This is a genomic window from Pinisolibacter sp. DMC100, assembly GCF_056313705.1.
This window is the reverse complement of record NZ_JBQUZT010000007.1, coordinates 52,580-68,176: the sequence shown is the minus strand read 5'-3', so window position 1 is coordinate 68,176 and position 15,597 is coordinate 52,580. Positions and strand designations below refer to the sequence as shown.

The 15,597-nt window shown below is 70.2% G+C and carries 16 protein-coding genes; 3 read left to right on the top strand and 13 right to left on the bottom strand.

From position 1 onward, the window contains the following. Window positions 1–6: 6 nt before the first annotated feature. The 6 genes from ACT541_RS18415 to ACT541_RS18390 form a co-directional block, all read right to left on the bottom strand. Window positions 7–837, bottom strand: a complete 831-nt coding sequence (locus ACT541_RS18415) for a MerR family transcriptional regulator (RefSeq protein ID WP_476138566.1) — start codon at window positions 835–837, stop codon at window positions 7–9. Window positions 838–871: 34 nt separating this feature from the next. Continuing rightward, the gene (locus ACT541_RS18410) at window positions 872–1,183 is read right to left on the bottom strand and encodes an integration host factor subunit alpha (protein WP_476138565.1); all 312 of its coding nucleotides are present in this window, start codon (window positions 1,181–1,183) and stop codon (window positions 872–874) included. Between the two features lie 158 nt (window positions 1,184–1,341). Further along, window positions 1,342–2,313 carry a beta-ketoacyl-ACP synthase III gene (locus ACT541_RS18405; protein WP_476138605.1) on the bottom strand — a complete coding sequence of 324 codons (972 nt, stop codon included), beginning with the start codon at window positions 2,311–2,313 and terminating at the stop codon, window positions 1,342–1,344. A 2-nt stretch (window positions 2,314–2,315) separates the two neighbouring features. Beyond that, window positions 2,316–3,383 (bottom strand): phosphate acyltransferase PlsX, encoded by a 1,068-nt coding sequence (gene plsX, locus ACT541_RS18400; protein ID WP_476138564.1) that lies wholly within the window; start codon window positions 3,381–3,383, stop codon window positions 2,316–2,318. Window positions 3,384–3,493: 110 nt separating this feature from the next. Then, window positions 3,494–4,048 (bottom strand): YceD family protein, encoded by a 555-nt coding sequence (locus ACT541_RS18395; protein ID WP_476138563.1) that lies wholly within the window; start codon window positions 4,046–4,048, stop codon window positions 3,494–3,496. Further along, window positions 4,045–4,638, bottom strand: coding sequence for a ubiquinol-cytochrome C chaperone family protein (locus ACT541_RS18390; RefSeq protein WP_476138562.1), 594 nt, complete (start codon window positions 4,636–4,638; stop codon window positions 4,045–4,047). Before ACT541_RS18390 ends, ACT541_RS18395 begins: the two co-directional genes overlap by 4 nt. Before the next feature lie 162 nt (window positions 4,639–4,800). Here ACT541_RS18390 and ACT541_RS18385 point away from each other — a divergent pair, with 162 nt between their 5' ends. Beyond that, complete coding sequence (locus ACT541_RS18385) at window positions 4,801–5,277, top strand: outer membrane protein assembly factor BamE (protein ID WP_476138561.1); 477 nt, start codon at window positions 4,801–4,803, stop codon at window positions 5,275–5,277. A gap of 164 nt (window positions 5,278–5,441) precedes the next feature. On the opposite strand, the gene ACT541_RS18380 is transcribed toward ACT541_RS18385, so the two are convergent. Both ACT541_RS18380 and thiL read right to left on the bottom strand, forming a co-directional pair. After that, a complete protein-coding gene (locus ACT541_RS18380) occupies window positions 5,442–7,571 on the bottom strand; it encodes a sodium-translocating pyrophosphatase (protein ID WP_476138560.1) in 2,130 nt (709 codons plus the stop codon). 265 nt (window positions 7,572–7,836) lie between these two features. After that, on the bottom strand, window positions 7,837–8,862 hold the full coding sequence (gene thiL / locus ACT541_RS18375) for a thiamine-phosphate kinase (RefSeq protein ID WP_476138559.1): 1,026 nt from the start codon (window positions 8,860–8,862) through the stop codon (window positions 7,837–7,839). A gap of 147 nt (window positions 8,863–9,009) precedes the next feature. On the opposite strand from thiL, the gene ACT541_RS18370 reads away from it, so the two are divergent. Beyond that, window positions 9,010–9,978, top strand: a complete 969-nt coding sequence (locus ACT541_RS18370) for a CBS domain-containing protein (protein ID WP_476138558.1) — start codon at window positions 9,010–9,012, stop codon at window positions 9,976–9,978. Window positions 9,979–9,982: 4 nt separating this feature from the next. Here ACT541_RS18370 and nusB read toward each other — a convergent pair whose 3' ends face one another. The 5 genes from nusB to nrdR form a co-directional block, all read right to left on the bottom strand. Next, window positions 9,983–10,468 (bottom strand): transcription antitermination factor NusB, encoded by a 486-nt coding sequence (gene nusB, locus ACT541_RS18365; RefSeq protein WP_476138557.1) that lies wholly within the window; start codon window positions 10,466–10,468, stop codon window positions 9,983–9,985. 5 nt (window positions 10,469–10,473) lie between these two features. Next, entirely contained in the window at window positions 10,474–10,962 is a 489-nt protein-coding gene (locus ACT541_RS18360) for a 6,7-dimethyl-8-ribityllumazine synthase (protein ID WP_476138556.1), read from the bottom strand. 415 nt (window positions 10,963–11,377) lie between these two features. After that, window positions 11,378–11,995, bottom strand: coding sequence for a riboflavin synthase (locus ACT541_RS18355; RefSeq protein ID WP_476138555.1), 618 nt, complete (start codon window positions 11,993–11,995; stop codon window positions 11,378–11,380). A 58-nt stretch (window positions 11,996–12,053) separates the two neighbouring features. After that, on the bottom strand, window positions 12,054–13,196 hold the full coding sequence (gene ribD, locus ACT541_RS18350; protein ID WP_476138554.1) for a bifunctional diaminohydroxyphosphoribosylaminopyrimidine deaminase/5-amino-6-(5-phosphoribosylamino)uracil reductase RibD: 1,143 nt from the start codon (window positions 13,194–13,196) through the stop codon (window positions 12,054–12,056). Next, window positions 13,193–13,660 (bottom strand): transcriptional regulator NrdR, encoded by a 468-nt coding sequence (gene nrdR / locus ACT541_RS18345; protein WP_476138553.1) that lies wholly within the window; start codon window positions 13,658–13,660, stop codon window positions 13,193–13,195. The genes ribD and nrdR overlap by 4 nt, the downstream gene beginning before the upstream one ends. A 186-nt stretch (window positions 13,661–13,846) precedes the next feature. Between nrdR and ACT541_RS18340 the strand changes: the two genes are divergently transcribed. Next, window positions 13,847–15,517: a bifunctional metallophosphatase/5'-nucleotidase gene (locus tag ACT541_RS18340; RefSeq protein WP_476138552.1), complete on the top strand. Its 1,671-nt coding sequence runs from the start codon at window positions 13,847–13,849 to the stop codon at window positions 15,515–15,517. Window positions 15,518–15,597 lie beyond the last annotated feature (80 nt).

Sequence of the window (15,597 nt, the reverse complement as noted above, 5' to 3'; positions counted from 1 at the left end):
CCGCCGTCAGCGCACCTGATCGAGCAGGCGCTTGCACTCGAGCAGCTCGAACAGCGTCGCCTGCAGGCGGCGGACGTCGTCGCGCGACAGGCCCGAACCCGACGCTTCCGAAGACGGCGCGGCGGTCGCCGGCGTCGCCGGGCGGGTACGGTCGAAGAAGCCCGGGGCCTCCGATCCGCCGAAGCTCGGCGCGACGCGGCGGTCGAAGGGGACGACGCTCGCCGGGCCCGCGGGCTGGACCAGCGACGTCGTCGGCGGGGTCCGCGGCGCAAAGCGCTGGGCGAGGCCGGCGGCATCGGTGCCGAGCGAGGGCTCGACGCGGCCTTCCGGCAGGCCGGCGGCGGGGCCGGGATCGGGCGCGTCGCCGCGATCGGGCACCACGTCGAGACGGTCGTCGTCGAGCGGGTCGGCGGCATCGACGTCGTCGAGCACGGGTTCGGGACCGGGGGCGTAGACCGGGGGCGCGTAGACCGGCGGGGCGTAGGCGGGAGCCGCATGGCCCTCGGGGGCGAAGCCGCCCTCGTCGGTGTCGCTGCCGCGACCGGCGCGCGGCGGCTGCGGGGCGCCCTCGCGCCACACGTCCATGACGAAGCGCACGCCCTCTTCCTTGAGGATGCGCTGGACGCCGCGGATGGTGTAGCCCTCGCCGTAGAGCAGGTGGCGGATGCCCTTGAGCAGGTCGACGTCGTCGGGACGATAATAGCGCCGCCCGCCGCCGCGCTTCAGCGGGCGGATCTGGTTGAAGCGGGTTTCCCAGAAGCGCAGCACGTGCTGCGGCAGATCGAGGTCGCCGGCGACTTCACTGATGGTGCGGAACGCGTCCGGACTCTTGTCCACGGGCGAAACTCACGGGACCGAGAGCGGACGGGCCTCAATCGGCCTCGCCGCCCAGGTGTTCGTTGATCTTCTGCTTCAGCACGTTGGACGGCTTGAAGACCATCACGCGCCGGGGCGAAATCGGCACTTCCTCGCCGGTCTTGGGATTGCGACCGATACGCTCGCCCTTGGAGCGGACCAGGAAAGTGCCGAACGAGGAGAGTTTCACCGACTCGCCCTCGACGAGGCAATCGGAAATCTCGCCCAGGACCATTTCGACGAGATCGGCGGACTCGGTGCGCGAGAGACCGACCTTCTGGTAGACAGCCTCGCAGAGATCGGCACGCGTGATCGTCTTGCCCGTCATGGCCCGGTTCCCTCCTGGACGCGCCGCGTTCGCCGGCGCCCCTCGCCGACCGCCCCTGGTCGAAATGCGCGGTGACGCCAATACGTTATGACCTCACCGCCGGTGGGTCAACAGGCCAACGCGCCGCAATCGGCACGTTCGGCGAGCACTCCGACATCTCACCAGCGCAGCAGCGCCGCGCCCCAGGTGAAGCCGCCGCCCATCGCCTCGAGCACGATCAGATCGCCGCGCTTGACGCGTCCGTCCTTGACCGCGACGTCGAGCGCCAGCGGGATCGAGGCGGCCGAGGTGTTGCCGTGGCGGTCGACGGTGACGACGACCTTGGCGGGGTCGATGCCGAGCTTCTTGCCGGTGGCGTCGATGATGCGACGGTTGGCCTGATGCGGCACGAACCAGGCGACGTCGGCCGAGGTCAGGCCGGTGCGATCGAAGAGTTCCTCGGTCACTTCCGCCAGATTGACGACGGCGTGCTTGAAGACCTCCTTGCCCTCCATGCGGAGGTGGCCGGCGGTGCCGGTGGTCGACGGGCCACCGTCGACGTAGAGCTTCTCGCAGTGGCGGCCGTCGGCGCGCAGATGTGCGGCGAGCAGGCCGTGGTCGTCGTTGGTGCCGGCCGACCACTGGCCCTCGAGCACCACCGCGCCGGCGCCGTCGCCGAACAGCACGCAGGTGGTGCGGTCGGTCCAGTCGAGGATGCGCGAGAAGGTCTCGGCGCCGATCACCAGCGCGCGGCGGGCGAGGCCGGCCTTGATCTGGGCGTCGGCGGTGGACAGCGCGTAGACGAAGCCGGAGCAGACCGCCTGGAGGTCGTAGGCGAAGCCGTGGGTGATGCCCAGCGCCGCCTGGACCTGGGTGGCGGTCGCCGGGAAGGTGTGGTCGGGCGTCGCGGTGGCGACGACGACGAGGTCGATGTCATCGGGCCCCAGGCCGGCGTCTTCGAGCGCGGCGCGGGCGGCGTGGGTCGCCAGATGCGAGGTGAACTCGCCCTCGGCGGCACGACGGCGCTCGCGGATGCCGGAGCGATCGACGATCCACTCGTCGGAGGTGTCGACGATCTTGGCCAGATCGGCATTGGTGACGACTTCCGAGGGCAGATACGAGCCGATGCCGCGGACGACGGATCGCAGAATGCTCACTGGTCACCTCGCGTGTCGCCCGTGACGGCGGAGACCACGCCGACACGGTGGTAATGGGCGAGGCCCTCGACGATCCGGTTGGTCAGATCGGCTGCCGCCATGTCGTAGGCGAGCGCGACGGCGGAGGCGAAACCCTCCGGGTCGGCACCGCCGTGGCTCTTGATGATCACGCCGTTGAGGCCGAGGAAGACGCCGCCGTTGACCTTGCGCGGATCCATCTTCTCCTTCAGCCGGTCGAAGGCGGAGCGCGCGATGGCGAAACCGATCTTGTTCAGCCACGAGCGGTTCATGCCCTCGCGCAGATACTGCGCGAACTGGCGGGCGGTGCCCTCGGCGGTCTTCAGCGCGATGTTGCCGGCGAAGCCCTCCGTCACCACGACGTGGACCTTGCCGCGGCCGATGTCGTCGCCCTCGACGAAACCGGCGTAGGAGAGTTCGGGAATGTCGGCTTCCTTGAGCAGGCGGCCGGCCATCTTGACCTCTTCGTTGCCCTTGACCTCCTCGACGCCGACGTTGAGGAGTCCGACGGTCGGGCGCTCGACGTGGAGGACGGCACGCGCCATGGCGGCGCCCATCACCGAGAAGTCGACGAGCTGCTGGGCATCGGCGCCGATGGTGGCACCGACGTCGAGAACGATGGTCTCGCCGGTCAGCGTCGGCCAGATCGCGGCGATGGCCGGGCGTTCGATCCCGGCCATCGTGCGCAGGCAGAACTTGGCCATCGCCATCAGGGCGCCGGTGTTGCCGGCCGAGACGCAGACGGTGGCCTCGCCGGTCTTCACCGACTCGATCGCCTTCCACATCGACGACTTCCAGCGGCCGGCGCGCAGCGCCTGGCTCGGCTTGTCGTCCATGCGCACCACGACGTCGGAGTGGACGATGCGGGCGGCGGCGGCGAGTTGGGGATGAGCCTCGAGCAGAGCCTTCAGGCGGGCTTCGTCGCCGTGCAGCAGGAAGCGCAGTTCGGGACGCCGCCTGAGCGCGATCGCCGCCCCCGGAATCACCATGTCAGGGCCGGCGTCGCCGCCCATCGCATCGAGGGAGATCGTGATCTGTTTCGACATCTCGAAAATCACAGGCGTCGGACCGACCCGACGGAGGCGGCACAATATCCGTTTTCACCGACGCGGCAAGCGACGGTCGGACGCGTGGAGAACTTCGGAGCGTTCCCCTATCACTCCTTATCCCGGCGCGCCAGTGCGGCGAAGGGCGAGAGTTCCGCCCTGCCGTCGCCGACGCCCGCCGCATCGGCATCGAAAACCGCGCCTTCCTTACGCGGATAGGGATCGAGGCCGACGAGGAAATGTTCGAGCGCCAGGGCGCCGAGGTCGATCGTGCCGTTCTCGAAGATCTCGGGGACTTCCGCCGAGAGATCGATGTCGATCGCCCCTTCCGCGTCCTGCTTCTCCTCCCAGCGGGCGAAGCCCTCCGGCGGCACGAGCTTGATGGAGATGGACTCGTCGACACGGCCGGGGACCGGCTCGAGCGTCACCACGCAGGCCTGCGTCACTTCGGCCTTCACCCGGCCGGTGAGCGCGAAACCGTCGCGGCCCCAGGGCTTGATCTCGAACTCGACCGAGAAGCTCTCGACCGACGGGATCTCGGCGGCGGCGGCGAGCGCGGCGCGCAGGTCGGCGTTGGCGGTGATCGCGACGTGGGTGCCGGCCGGCGGCACGTCGAGGGCGGCGAGGGTGCGGACGATCGGCGACGTCGGCGCGGGAGCGGTCATGGCGTGATCCTCGGAGAAGCGGCGGCCGCAGCGGGCCAGGGAATGCGGCCGGCGAGCACGTCGCCGACGGGAAGGGTCGAAAGCACGTCCGCCGCCGCGCGCACCCAAACGGCGAGCGCCGGAGCGGCTGAGCGGTCGTCGAGGCCGGCGAGCAGATTGCGGGCGAGTGCGGCGGCGAGCGCCTCGTCGTCGCCGGCATCGAGCGCCGCATCATAGGCGATCGCGCGGCCGTTGTAGGCGGCGGCGAGCTTCTTGATGCGCTTGCCCACCGAGACGTCGCCGACGCCGGTCTCGCGCAGCGCGCGATCCATCTCGGTGAAGAACAGGTCGAGCAACTGGTGGCCGAGCTCGTGCGGGTCGGTCGCCTTCGCGCCGCGGCGCACGCGTGTGCCGGGGGCGGGCTTGGGCTCGTCGCGCAGGCGGCGCAGCACCAGCGCGGTGACCAGCACCATCATGTCGAAGCGACCGGTCGTGGTGTCGGGCACCGCGTGGTCGATGTAGAAGGCCGGACGCCGCGCTTCGGCCACGATCGACCCGTAGAGGGCGTGCGTGGTTTCGGCGAAGGTCGGGCCGAACAGGCCGAAGAACATGGGTCGCGATCTCGCGTCTCGTCGCGAAGGGGCCGGGCCGGCCCCCGCGGGCGTTGTCATTCGACCTAGCGCAGGTTAGGGAAGATGCCAAGCGATCGCGGGGATACGGCATCGACGCCCCGCCCGGCATCCCCGCCGCCGCACCCCATCGGGAGGTTGGAAATGCATCGTCGTCCGTCGCGTCCGTCCGCCGTCCTCCGCGCCGCCGCCCTCTCGTTCGCCGTCGCCGGACCCGTCGCCCTGCCGCTGGCGGGCTGTGCCGAGTCCTACCAGCACGGCTACGTCGCGCCCGACAACGCGCTGGAGCAGGTGCAGGTCGGCCAGAGCCGCGAGCAGGTGCTCCTGGTGCTGGGTTCGCCCTCCACCACCGCCACCGTCGGCGGCGAGGCCTTCTACTACATCTCGCAGAAGACGCAGCGCCAGGTGGCCTTCCTCAACCAGTCGGTGGTCGAGCAGAAGGTGCTGGTCGTCTATTTCGACGACAAGGGCCGCGTCCGCGAGATCGGCAACTACGGTCTGCAGGACGGCAAGGTGTTCGACTTCATCGGCCGCAAGACCAAGACGACGGGCTCCGACTACGGCCTCCTGTCGCAGATGCTCAAGGCGACGCCGTCGAACCCGCTGGCCGGCGGCAACTGATCGATCGGCATTCCGCGCTTCCGAAGTCTTTCGCCGCCGCCCCTCGGGGCGGCGGTCTTCGTTCGTGCCGCCCCGAACGCGGAGAGACCCGCGCGGGGGTGCCGCGCGGGTCTCTCGAAGTCGGAAGATGCGCCGGACGGGGAGACCCCGTCCGGAACGCCGCCTCAATGGGCCAGGATCGCCAGCAGCAGCAGAGCCACGATGTTGGTGATCTTGATGGCCGGGTTCACGGCCGGGCCGGCGGTGTCCTTGTAGGGGTCGCCGACGGTGTCGCCGGTGACGGAGGCCTTGTGGGCGTCCGAACCCTTCAGGTGCTTCACGCCGTCCTTGTCGACGAAGCCGTCTTCGAAGGACTTCTTGGCGTTGTCCCAGGCGCCGCCGCCGGAGGTCATGGAGACCGCGACGAAGATGCCGTTGACGATGACGCCGAGGAGCGAGGCGCCGAGCGCGGCGAAGGCCGAGGCCTTGGAGCCGGACACGGCGAGCACGCCGAAGTAGGCGACGATCGGGGCGAGGACCGGCAGCAGCGAGGGGATGATCATCTCGCGGATGGCGGCCTTGGTCAGCATGTCGACCGCGCGGCCGTAGTCCGGACGATCGGTGCCCTGCATGATGCCGGGCTTCTCGCGGAACTGACGACGAACCTCCTCGACGACCGAGCCGGCGGCGCGGCCGACGGCGGTCATGGCGATGCCGCCGAAGAGATACGGGATCAGGCCACCGAAGATCAGGCCGGCCACCACGTAGGGGTTGGAGAGGTCGAAGGTGACCTTTTCCACGCCCTTGAAGTAGGGGGCGCCCGTCGCGATGAAGTGCTGGATGTCGTTGGTGTAGGCGGCGAAGAGCACCAGCGCGCCGAGACCGGCCGAACCGATCGCGTAGCCCTTGGTGACGGCCTTCGTCGTGTTGCCGACGGCGTCGAGCGCGTCGGTGGTCTGGCGGACCTCCTTGGGCAGACCCGCCATCTCGGCGATGCCGCCGGCGTTGTCGGTCACCGGGCCGAAAGCGTCGAGGGCGACGATCATGCCGGCGAGGCCGAGCATGGTCGTGACCGCGATCGCGGTGCCGTAGAGGCCGGCGAGCTGGTAGGTCGAGACGATGCCGCCGACGATGACGAGCGCCGGAAGGGCGGTCGATTCGAGCGAGACGGCGAGGCCCTGGATGACGTTGGTGCCGTGACCGGTGACCGACGCCTGGGCGATCGAGACGACCGGACGCTTGCCGGTGCCGGTGTAGTACTCGGTGATCCAGACGATCAGGCCGGTGACGACGAGGCCGACGATGCCCGACGCGAAGAGGTTGGTGCCGATGATCTTCTGGCCGTCGACGACGCCGATCTCGCCCCAACCGACGGTCAGGGTGTTGGCGATCGCCAGACCGCCGATCGACAGGACGCCGGTGACGATGAGGCCCTTGTAGAGGGCGCCCATGATCGAGTTGTTGGCGCCGAGCTTGACGAAGAAGGTGCCGATGATCGAGGTGACGATGCAGACCGCGCAGATCATCAGCGGGTAGAGCATCGTGGCCGCGAGCGTCGGGGCCGAGGCGAAGAAGATCGCCGCGAGAACCATGGTGGCGACCACGGTCACCGCATAGGTCTCGAACAGGTCGGCGGCCATGCCGGCGCAGTCGCCGACGTTGTCGCCGACGTTGTCGGCGATGGTGGCCGGGTTGCGCGGATCGTCCTCGGGGATACCGGCCTCGACCTTGCCGACGAGGTCGGCGCCGACGTCGGCGCCCTTGGTGAAGATGCCGCCGCCGAGACGGGCGAAGATCGAGATCAGCGAAGCGCCGAAGCCGAGGGCGACGAGCGCGTCGATCACCACGCGATCGTTCGGGGCATAGCCGGCGATCTTGGTGAGGATGCCGTAGTAGACCGCGACGCCGAGCAGCGCGAGGCCGGCCACCAGCATGCCGGTGACCGCGCCCGCCTTGAAGGCGATGTCGAGGCCGGCGGCGAGCGACACGGTGGACGCCTGCGCAGTGCGGACGTTGGCACGGACCGAGACGTTCATGCCGATGAAGCCGGCGAGGCCGGACAGCACGGCACCGATCACGAAGCCGATCGCCACAGCCTTGCCGAGCAGGAAGCCGAGCAGGATGAAGATGACGACGCCGACGACACCGATGGCCGTGTACTGGCGCTTCAGATAGGCCTGCGCGCCTTCGGCGACCGCACCCGCGATCTCCTGCATACGCGCCGATCCGGCATCGGACGCCATGACGGACCGGATCGCCCATACGCCGTAGGCGAGTGAGACGAAGCCGCAGAGAATGACCAGAAGAATTGACATGACGCCTCCCGTGCATGTCGCGGGGCCGGTTCGCGGTCTCACGCCGCTTCCGATCCGGGCACCGCTCAGGGACGATGGTTGAAATGAAGAAGGTGGCCCGCCCCCACGCAGCCCCCCTTCATCGGGCGTCACAGCCTAACGGCAAGCGAGGGGGCGTCAAGGCGTCGCGAGCCCTTCCCACATAGGGAAAAACGCGTGTCGGCCGCGCGGTTTCGGCCATTTCGCAAGATGCGACGGGGCGAAGCGCAAGTGCTTTCGAAAACGATCAGAAATGGCGGTATCCGTCGCCCGCGAGCGTCACGGGAAGGCCGCCGTCGAAGACCGCGAGGCGGCCCCGCGGCCCCTCCTCGATGCGGCCTATCGCCGCCACCGCCACGCCGACCGTCTCGGCCGCCGCCGCGAAACCCGCGAAGCGGTCCTCGGGTACCGCAGCGAGGATCTCGTAGTCGTCGCCGCCGGTGGCGATCCGGCCGCGCAGGCTCGCATCCGCGGCGACGGCCCTGCGGGCGGCCGCCGACAGCGGCAGGCGGTCGAGATCGAGCCGGGCGGCGACGCCGGAGCCGCGAATCATGCGGCCCAGATCGAGGCCGAGCCCGTCGGAGACGTCCATCGCCGCGGCATCGTGATCGCGCAGCAGCGGCGCCAGCGCCAGGCGCGGTTCGGGCAGCAGGTAGCGGCGGGCGATGTGGGCGCGTTCGTCGGCGTCGAGGCCCCAGCTCTCGGCGCGGGCCGGATCGAGCCGGGCGAGGAGGCCGAGGGCCGAATCGCCGAGCGTGCCGGAGACGCAGACGACGTCGCCGACGCGGGCCGCGGCGCGGCGCACCATGCGGCCGGTCGGCACGGCGCCGAAGACGGTGATCGACAGCACGAGCCCGTCGGGCGAGCGAATCGTGTCGCCGCCGAAGAGCGACAGGCCGAAGGTCGCCTGATCCTCGGCGAAGCCGCGCGACAGCGCCGCGAGATCCTCCTCGCGCCAGTCGGTCGGCAGCGCCAGCGTCAGCATCCAACCGATCGGCCGGGCGCCCTTGGCGGCGAGGTCGGAGACGTTCACCCGCAGCGCCTTCTTCGCCACCAGATCCCACGGATCGTCGGGGAAGAAGTGGACGCCGCTCGCCACCGCGTCGGACTTCAGCACCAGATCGCAGCCCGGCGGCGGGGTGAGCGCGGCGCAGTCGTCGACGAGACCGAGCGCACCGGGATCGGTGGCGAGCGGTCGGAAGTAGCGCGCGACGATGTCGTCTTCGCCGGGACGGGTCACGGACGGCTCCTGATGAGCGAGGTTCTCCCGCATAGCCCAGCGGCGCGGCAGGGTCGAGCCCGGAGCGGCCGACGGCGGCGTGCGGCCTACGCATTCGTTTCGATGCCGCGGCGCCCCGCACGCACTACATTGTGGGTCTTCCCGCCGGTCGCCGACCGGCTCGCAGCGCCGAGGGATGCCATGACCGCCCGCGACATCATGACCAGGACGCTCGTCACCGTGAAGCCGAAGGACCCGCTCGCCGCCGTCGCCAAGGCACTGCTCACCGCCCGGGTCAGCGCCGTGCCGGTGGTCGACGAGGCGGGACGGCCGCTCGGCGTCGTCTCCGAATGGGACCTGATCGGCCAGCACGCGCCCGAGCGCGTCCGCCGCCGCGAGCGCTGGCTGGCGCAGCTCGCCCAGGGGCAGTCGCTCTCGGCGGAATATCTCGAGGCCGTCGAGCCCTCGGCGCGGACCGCCGACGAGGTGATGACGGCGCCGATCGTCACGGTCGCGGCCGATGCCGACCTCGCCACGGTCGCCGGCGTGCTGGCGGTGCGCAAGGTGCGTCGCGTCTTCGTGGTCGAAGGCGAACGGCTGGTCGGCGTCGTCAGCCGCGCCGATCTCGCCCGCGCGCTGATGATCCGGCCGGACCCCCGCCCCGCCCGCGCGCCGATGGAGCCGCAAGCCGCTTCCGCCACCGTCCCCGAGGCGCCCGCCGCGCCGGCGGAGCCGGTCGACCCGGGCTTCACCGCGTCGGCCTTCCGCCGCCTCGTCGAGGCGCACGAGGACGCCAAGCGGGAGGCGCGCGAACGCGAGAAGCACGCGATGGAACAGGCGCGGCAGGCGATGGTGGAAAGGCTCGCCGGCGAGCGGCTCGACGAGCGGGCGTGGAAGGATCTCAAGGACCGGGCGCTGGGCGCGGCCGAACGCGGCGAGAAGGACTTCCTGCTGATCCGCTTCCCGGCGGCGCTGTGTTCCGACGGCGGGCGGATGATCAACGCGCCCGACCCGAACTGGCCGCAGTCGCTGCGCGGGCCGGCGGCCGACGTCTTCGAGCGCTGGCGCGACGAGCTGAAGCCGGCCGGATTCGGCCTGACGGCGCGCATCCTCGAGTTCCCCGGCGGCTATCCGGGCGACGCGGGGCTGACGCTGACCTGGGGCGGTTGAGGCCTCAGGCGGCGAAGTCGTCCGGGCGGTAGGTGCGGGCGAGCTTGTCGAGGACCGCGTTGGCGATCTTGGGCTCGTCGCCGTCGAAGAAGGCGCGGGCGACGTCGACATATTCCGAGATCGCCACCTTGGCCGGCACGTCGCGGCGGCGCATCAGCTCCCACAGGCCGGCGCGCAGGATCTCGCGCAGCGTGACGTCGATGCGCTTCAGCGGCCAGTCCTCGACGAGCGTCTGGTGGACCTTGGGGTCGATCACCTTCTGGTCGGCGACGACGCCGGTGACGATGTCGCGGAAGAAGACCGCGTCGGCCTCGCGATACTCCTCGCCGTCGATCTCCTGACCGAGGCGGAAGGTCTCGAACTCGGCGATGACGTCGGCGATCTCGCCGCCGCCGATCTCCATCTGATAGAGCGCCTGGACGGCGGCAAGGCGGGCGGCGCCGCGCTTGTTGGCGGGACGGACCTCGCGAGGGGTGCGGTCGGTGGTCATGCGGGTCACAGTCCGAACTTGCGCGAGAGCGCGATCATCGCGAGGGCGGCGGCTGCGGCCGAGCCGCCCTTGTCGAGACGGGTGGCATCGGCGCGTTCCCACGCCTGCTCGTCGTTCTCGACGGTGAGGATGCCGTTGCCCAGCGCCAGCTTCTTCTCGACGGCGAGGTCCATCAGCGCGCGGTTGGATTCGCCCGCCACCACGTCGTAGTGGCCGGTGGCGCCGCGCACGACGCAGCCGAGCGCGACGTAGCCGTCGTAACGGCGGCCGCGCTTCTCCTCGGAGGCGAGCGCGAAGGCGATGGCGGTCGGGATCTCGAGCGCGCCCGGAACGGTGACGACGTCGTGGGCGACCTTCGCCGCGTCGAGGACGGCGACGGCGCCGGCGCGCAGCGCCGCGGCGAGTTCGGCGTCGAAACCGCCTTCGACGATCAACACGGTCGATCCGGCGACCGCGGCGGCATCGAAGGGGGCATGATGGCGTTGGGTGGACATGGGAAATCCCGGCTGGTCTCGAACGGTTTCCGGCCGATCGCTGCGCGATGCCGGAAACGAACCCGCGAAAACCCCGTGGCCGAAGGCCGGGGTTTTCGGCGGACGGAACAGGAAATCCATTCGGATTTCCTGTCTCGAGCCGGGATCAATGATCGATGGCGGGCCGAATGTCCAGCGTTTCGGCGCGGGACGCAGGCATGAGAAGGTCGGAAGGAGGGACTCCCGAGCCTCCTCTCGGCTTCCGGGCCTCCTCTCGGCTTCATGGTGAGGTGGCCGACCATCGGTCGGCCACCTCACCATGAGCGGGGGTATGGACGCCGTGCCGCAAAAGCCCTGCCACCGGCTTCGCCCTTCGAGGCCCGGCTTTGCCGGGCACCTCGGGGTGAAGTCGAACGATGGAAGTCCGACGTCGCGATCACCCGGCCTGTTCGGCCTCGCGCAGGCGGGCGACGTAGCGGGCCATCAGGTCGATCTCGAAGTCGATCCGGTCGCCGGCCTTCTTCTCGCCCCAGGTGGTGACGGCAAGCGTGTGCGGGATGATCTGCACCGTGAACGTGTCGCCGGTGACGTCGTTGACGGTCAGCGACGTGCCGTCGAGCGCCACCGAGCCCTTGGGCGCGACGAAGCGGGCGAAGGCATGGGGCACGCGGAAGGTGAAGACCGCCATGTCGCCCTCTTCCACACGGGCTTCGATCGTGGCGATCGCGTCGACGTGGCCGGTGACCAGATGGCCGCCCATCTCGTCGCCGAGCTTGAGCGAGCGCTCGAGGTTGACCTTCGAGCCGACCTTCCATTCGCCCATCGTCGTGCAGCGCAGCGTCTCCGGGCTCGCCTCGACGACGTGGAAGGCGCGGCCGTCGGGCAGGCGGCCCATGTCGACCACGGTCAGGCAGCAGCCCATGTGGGCGATCGAGGCGCCCATGTCGATGGTCGCGGGATCGTAGGGGGATGCGACGGTCAGGCGGACGCCGACTTCCGCGCGCTCCTCGAGCGCGACGATCTCGCCGACGGCGGTGACGATACCAGTGAACATGGAGATCTCCTCGAATGGGTCGAGCGCACTGAAAGGGCGGAGACCGGCGAGGTCAAGGCTACGCTTCGCCGCGGCCGTCCCAAATTTCGAGCATGTCGTCGCCCCAGGCCTCGCGGCCGACGCGGCGGAAACCGCCGTCCGGCGCGAGTGCGCCCGCCAGCGACGGCGGGGCGGGAACGCCGTCGGCACCGACGATCACCGACGAGCGGAAGAGCGCGATGCGGTCGACGAAGCCGCCGGCGAGGAAGCTCTCGGCGAGCGCCGCGCCGCCCTCGACCATCAGCGTGTTGATGCCGCTCGCGGCGAGCGATTCCAACGATGCCGCGAGATCGAGGCGACCGTCGGGACGCGAGGAAACCTCGACGCCCGTCGCGCCGAGAGCCCCGAGACGATCGGGGACGCCCGCGCGGGCGACGTCGGCCACCACGCGCACCGGCACGGTCCCGGCCGAACGCACCAGCCGGCTCTCGGAAGAGAGCCGTGCGTCGCGATCGAAGACGACGCGCATCGGCGAGCGATGCTCCATGCCCTCGAGCCGCACCGTCAGTTCCGGATCGTCGAGCGCCGCGGTGCCGATGCCGACGGCGATGGCGTCGGCCTCCGCCCGCATCAGCTGGGCTCGCGCCCGCGCAGCCGGTCCGGTGATCGGAAAATTCGGCACGCCCGGCCTGCCGATCATGCCGTCGGCGGAGACCGCGAGCTTCAACAGCACCTCCGGCCGCGCCCGCGTCACCCGCGAGAGGAAGCCGGACAATCCGTCGTAGGCGGCGGCCGCCTCGACGCCGCGCACCACGGTGATGCCGGCCTCGCGCAGCTTCTCGTAACCACGGCCGGCGACGCGCGGATCGGGGTCGTCGCGGGCGACCACCACGCGGGCGATGCCGGCGGCGACGATGGCGTCGGCGCAAGGGGGCGTCTTGCCGTGGTGGGAACAGGGCTCGAGCGTGACGTAGAGCGTCGCCCCGCGCGCGCGATCGCCGGCCTCTGCCAGCGCTTGCGGCTCGGCATGGGGCCGGCCGCCGGGCGCGGTGACGCCGCGGCCGACGACCCGAACGCCTTCGGCCGTCTCGACGACGCAGATCGCACCGACCGACGGATTGGGCCCGGTCAGGCCGAGATTGCGGCGGGCGAGCCGGATGGCCGCCCCCATCATGCGCCGATCGAGGTCCGTCGCGGCGGAGGGACCGGCGGGACGGCTCACCGGATCGGGCTCTCGACGCCGGAGAGTTCGCCGAGCAGATCCTCGAAGTCCTTGGCCTCGCGGAAGTTGCGATAGACCGAGGCGAAGCGGACGTAGGCGACGTCGTCGAGCCCCTTCAGGCCCTCCATGATCAGCTCGCCGATCTGCTCGGAATTGACCTCGGGTTCGCCGAGGCTCTCGAGCTGACGGACGATGCCGCTGACCATGCGCTCGATGCGGTCGGGATCGACCGGGCGCTTGCGGCAGGCGACCTGGACCGAGCGCATCAGCTTGTCGCGATCGAAGGGCACGCGGCGGCCGGAGCGCTTGAGCACCGTCAGTTCGCGCAGCTGCACCCGTTCGAAGGTGGTGAACCGCCCGCCGCAGGCCGAGCAGATGCGCCGGCGACGGATCGCCGCGCCGTCTTCCGTCGGGCGGCTGTCCTTCACCTGGGTGTCTTCATTGCCGCAATAGGGGCACCGCATCGTCCACTCCCCGTGCCGAAGCACTCCGTTCGTCGCCGACGTTTCTACACGACCTTCGGGGGCGGTGGCGAGGGGGGCGGCGCGCGCACCTCCCCGCGGTGGATTGACCGGACACGATCGGGAGACGATCCTCGCCGCCGGAGGCCCGCCGCCCCCGACCTCGCCGTCCCCAAGCCGGAAGAAACCATGACGTCTCGCCGTATGTCTCTCCTCGCCGGCCTCTGCGGCCTGATGGTCGCCGCCCTCCCCGTCCGCGCCGAGGAGACCGGGCCGATCGCGCTGACGATCCTCGCCATCAACGATCTGCACGGCAATCTCAAGTCGCCCGGCAGGCTGAAGATCGAGGACCCGGCGGACCCGACGAAGATCATCGAGGTGCCGGTCGGCGGCGTCGAGGCGATGGCGACGCTGGTCAAGGAGAAACGGGCGAAGTCGAAGAACACGATCTTCGTCGCCGCCGGCGATCTGGTCGGCGCCTCGCCGCTGCTCTCCGCCCTCTTCGCCGACGAGCCGACGATCGAATCGCTGTCGCTGATGGGGCTCGAGCTCTCCGCCGTCGGCAATCACGAGTTCGACAAGGGCGTCGTCGAGCTCTTACGCAAGCAGAACGGCGGCTGCTCCTCCGACAAGGCGTGCCTGGCGCTCCATCCCTTCATGGGCGCGAAATACCGCTATCTCGCCGCCTCGACGATCGACAGGAAGACCGGCGAGCCGATTCTTCCTCCTTACGCGATCAAGACCTTCGAGGGCGTGCCGGTCGGCTTCATCGGCCTCGCCTTGAAGGGCGTGCCGCAGCTGGTCTCGCCCTCGGGCATCGCCGGGGTCGAGTTCCGCGACGAGGCCGAGACGGTCAACGCGCTGGTGCCGAAGCTGCGCGAGCAGGGCGTCGAGGCGATCGTCGTGCTGATCCACGAGGGCGGCTTCCCGACCGGCGGGCGCAACGACTGCCCCGGCATTTCCGGGCCGATCGTCGACATCGTCGAGAAGCTCGATCCGGCGGTGCGGCTGGTGGTCTCGGGCCACACCCACAAGGCCTATGTCTGCGACATCGACGGGCGGCTCGTCACCTCCGGCGACAAGTTCGGCTCGATGGTGACCGAAATCGGCGTGACGATCGACCGCACGACCAGGAAGATCGTCGAGACGCGCGCCGCCAACCTCGTGGTGCGCACCGACGCGATCGCCCCCGACGCCGAACAGACGGCGCTGGTCTCGGCCTACGAGAAGGTGGCGGGCCCCCTGATCGCCCGCCCCGTCGGCCGCATCGCCGAGACCCTGCGCAAGGAGGACACGCCCTCGGGCGAATTCGCGCTCGGCAGCCTGATCGCCGACGCCCAGCTCGCCGCCACCCGCGAGGCGGAGGGCGCGCGCGCCGAGATCGCGCTGACCAACGCCGGCGGCATCCGCACCGATCTCGTCAAGAAGACCGAGGACGGCACCGTCACCTACGGCGACGTCTTCGCCGTCCAGCCCTTCGGCAACCAGCTGGTGACGATGACGCTCTCCGGCGCCGAGCTGCACGACGTGCTGGAACAGCAGTGGCGCGACCAGCCGAAGTCCCGGGTGCTGCAGGTGTCGAAGGGCTTCACCTATGCGTGGAGTGCCTCGAAGCCGATCGGTGCCCGCGTCGACCCGGCGACGATGAAGCTCGGGGGAAAGCCGATCGAGGCGAAGAAGACCTACCGCGTGACGGTCAACGCCTTCCTCGCCGACGGCGGCGACGGCTTCACCACGCTCCGCAAGGGCCGCGACACGGTGACGGGCATGTTCGACGTCGAGGCGCTGGAGAAGTACATCGCCGGCGCGGCAACGGTGGTCGCGGCGCCGGCGGGGGGGAGGATCGTGCGGGGGGAGTGAGGGGGGAGGGGAGGTCTAAACCGCGCCGTAAGTGGGCGTTCGGTGCTGATTTAGATCGGACCGCAGATCCCGAGGGTAAA